The organism is Pseudomonas sp. 34 E 7 (assembly GCF_900005715.1).
Lineage (GTDB): Bacteria > Pseudomonadota > Gammaproteobacteria > Pseudomonadales > Pseudomonadaceae > Aquipseudomonas > Aquipseudomonas orientalis_A.
The window spans coordinates 1-2,657 of record NZ_CVTX01000148.1 but is presented as its reverse complement, the minus strand read 5'-3'; the positions used below and the strand labels follow the sequence as shown (position 1 = coordinate 2,657).

The window sequence follows — 2,657 nt, the reverse complement described above, 5'->3', positions numbered from 1 at the left end:
CGGGATGCATTCCCACGCGGAGCATGGGAACGATCAAGGAACGATCAATTGTTGTTCTGGAACAAGTCACTTTAATAAAAGCACTGCAAAAAAAAGGCGCCATTGAATGGCGCCCAATAAAACCTTTGCCAAAGGAGCGGGTTGGCACAGGGTACTTGCGGATTAACTCAGTATTAAATCAACTTTTGGGTTGGGCGGGTTCGGCAGTAGTGGCTTTAACCGGTTTGCCATCGGCGGACACAACTTGCTGTTCGGCCTTGCCGTGAGTTGTTTCCTGAATGAAGCTGAAGTTTTTGTAGAACTCCCTGGAACGCTCTGAACCGCCCTCTGCAAAGGCGGCGGCGGAGGTCAGGGTCATCAGACTGGCAAGCATCAGTGTCGAAAGTTTCATGACGGTATTCCCATTAAGAGTGATAGGTGTCCGGTCACTCCATGATCGGATCGTGGGGCGACTATGGCGCTATCTTATTAAGTGGGAATTAACGAAATTGCCCCGCGAAGTTAATAGTTTTTAACTTCGCAGGGCAGGGTGCTACAGCCTCCAGTCCAATGCCAGGGTAATCGAGCGCGGATCGCCCCAATACACGCCATTGTAAAAACCGACGCGCTCGTAATATTTCTTGTCAAACAGATTATTGACGTTGATCGACGCCGTCAGCTGCTCGTCGAACTCGTAGCGCGACATCAGGTTGACCACGGTGTAGCCCGGTTGCTCGATCTTTGCCCGCGTGGTGATCAAGTTGCCTTTGTCATTGCGTTCGCCCGTGGGCCGGTTGCCGAACTCATGGATGTCGCTCTGCCAATTCACCGCGCCGCCCACGGTCAGGTTGCGCCAGGCCCCCGGCAGGCGATAAGCGCTGGATATTTTCAGCAGGTTCAACGGCTGGCCGGTGTTGTTGCGCTGGCCGGTACCATTCACCGAATGGGTGTAGGTGTAGCCGGCGGTCAGGTTCCAGTCCGGTGTGATTTCGCCGGCCGCCTCCAGCTCGAAACCCTTCACCTTGTTACCCTTGCCGCCGGATTTATAGTATTCCTCGCCGGTGACCGGGTTGGGCGGCACCGCGTCATCGCGCTCGGCAACGTTGTCCTGGGTGCTCCAGAAATACGCCGCCGCCAGGTTCAGGCGCTCGTTGAGCACGCTGCCCTTGAGGCCAACTTCATAGTTGCTGCCAACCACCGGCTCCAGGTATTTCTTGTTCACATCTTTCGCGCTTTGCGGCTTGAAAATGTCGGTGTAGCTCGCGTAGACGGTGTACTGCGGCGTGATGTCGTACAGCAGCCCGGCGTAGGGCGTGAACATATCGTTATGGGTCTGGCCGGTCTTGCCGGAAGCGGTCAGTTGATTGTTGGCGTTGTATTCGGGGGTGGCGCTTTCCAGCTCCCAACTGCCGTAGCGGCTGCCGAGTACGGCATGCAGGCGGTCGGTCAGGCTCAGGCGAGTGGCGAGGTAGCCGGCTTTCTGTTGTTTCTTGCTGTGCTCGCCCTTGAGGTCGGTGACCTCATCGGTGAACTTGCCGATACCGCCCATGTGCTTCCAGTCCGCGATGGGGTAATAGCTGGCAGGCAGATTGTTGCGCATGAAGGGCGAAGTGTCCCGTTGCGCGGCCTCGCCATAGCCCATCATCAGCGCATGTTCGCGGCCCAGCAGCGCGTAGCTGCCGGCCAGGTTGAGGTCGATGGCTTCCATTCTCGACGTGCCGCGCATATGGCTGGCCCAGGCGGTCATCCCGCTGCGGTCGGCATTGGGGAAACCCGCGCCGCCGTAGTACACCTTGCCATCGGTATCGCTCTGGCGATGGGTGTAGGCGGCCTTCAGGTGCCAGTCGCCGCCGAGGCGATGGTCGAGGGTGGCGAAGGTGGTCTTGTCGGTCAGCGGCCAGGAACTCCAGTGCGCGGCCATATTGGTGGAGCGCGACAGCCCGGCCTTGCCGCCCTGGCCGTTCCAGTAGGGCACGGTGCCCCAGGACGTGCCTTGTACCTGCTTGTCCTGGTAATCGAAACCTACGGCCAGCACGGTGTCGTCGGACAGGTCGCCCTCGAGAATGCCGTAGCCGACCGCGCGCTGCAGTGCATAGTTATCGCGCAAGGATTTGCTGTCACGGTACGCCAGTACGCTGCGCCCGCGCAGTTTGCCGTCGAAGGCCAGCGGGCCGCCGACGTCGAGGTAGCTGTAATAGTTGTCATGGGTGGCGCCACTGACCCCGGTTTTTGCCTGCCATTGGGCGGTCGGACGCTTGCGTACCATATTGACGGTGGCCGAAGGATCGCCCGCGCCGGTCGTCAGGCCGGTGGCGCCGCGCACCACTTCGATACGGTCATAGATGATGGTGTCGGCATCGCTCTTCATGTAGCCGAAGGTGTTGAGCATCCCGTCAATCTGGAAGTTGTTGATGCCGTAGCCACGGGAGGTATAGGACACCCGGTCCGAGTCACTGTGCTGGACGTTGATGCCGGTGGTCTGGCGTAACACATCGGTCAGGGTGTTGAGGTTGAAATCATCCATCTGCTGGCGCGTGATCACCGAGATCGATTGCGGGGTTTCCTTGACTGACAGGTTCAGGCGGGTGGCGGTGCTCATCGAGCCCGTGGTGTAGGCGCCGGTGTGCTCGGTGGTCGCGCCCAGGCCGTCGGCGGTGACGCGGGTGGCGCCCAGTTCG

At 59.5% G+C, this 2,657-nt stretch carries 2 protein-coding genes; both read right to left on the bottom strand.

Annotation, left to right across the window (positions count from 1 at the left end; all coding sequences use genetic code 11):
* Positions 1–178 precede the first annotated feature (178 nt).
* Positions 179–391: a hypothetical protein gene (locus BFP96_RS16125; RefSeq protein ID WP_065893035.1), complete on the bottom strand. Its 213-nt coding sequence runs from the start codon at positions 389–391 to the stop codon at positions 179–181.
* Between the two features lie 141 nt (positions 392–532).
* The coding region (locus tag BFP96_RS16120; RefSeq protein ID WP_065936576.1) for a TonB-dependent siderophore receptor at positions 533–2,657 on the bottom strand (2,125 nt) is incomplete at its 5' end.

Excerpts from the sequence above, each read along its gene's own strand:
- BFP96_RS16125 (WP_065893035.1), bottom strand. The coding sequence starts at position 391 with ATGAAACTTTCGACACTGATGCTTGCCAGTCTGATGACCCTGACCTCC.